At 69.9% G+C, this 412-nt stretch carries 1 pseudogene; it reads left to right on the top strand.

The features are described from left to right. Nucleotides 1-136: pseudogene (locus RNB18_RS52880) on the top strand (spermidine synthase); the annotation flags it as partial. Nucleotides 137-412: the final 276 nt, after the last annotated feature.

Here is a 412-nt window from a genome sequence, read left to right as displayed (position 1 = left end):
CGTCTGGTCCGCGCAGCCGTCACCGGCCTTCGAACAGGCGTTGCGGAATGCCGGGTTCAGCAGGGTTGGGACGGAAGAAGTGGCCGTTGCCCGAGGTGTTCCGGACGTGGTCCATCTCGCATCGAAGGCTCGCTGAGCCTAGGACCGGCGAGGGGTTCCGAACCCCCTCCCGGTATGCGGGGCCCTGTGGTGGCACGGTTCACCCCGTCCGGGAGCGGCGGTCCGGCGCCGTGAGGGGCCCGGGAGCGGACCGCCCGGGGAACACCCTGCGTAGCCGGGAGCCCTCCGCTGCCTTTACGCTGCTGACCGGTACAAGGGATCACCCACGAAATCCACGAGCGAAGACCGTGCCTTGCGGGGGTTCGCCCCCCGCGAGAACGGGCAGGGGCGGGGCGATGGAACAGACACACAC

Origin of the sequence: Streptomyces doebereineriae, assembly GCF_031845645.1 — a bacterium.
Lineage (GTDB): Bacteria > Actinomycetota > Actinomycetes > Streptomycetales > Streptomycetaceae > Streptomyces > Streptomyces canus.
Note: the sequence above shows the minus strand (reverse complement) of the source record. Positions and strands in the feature narration are given on the sequence as shown.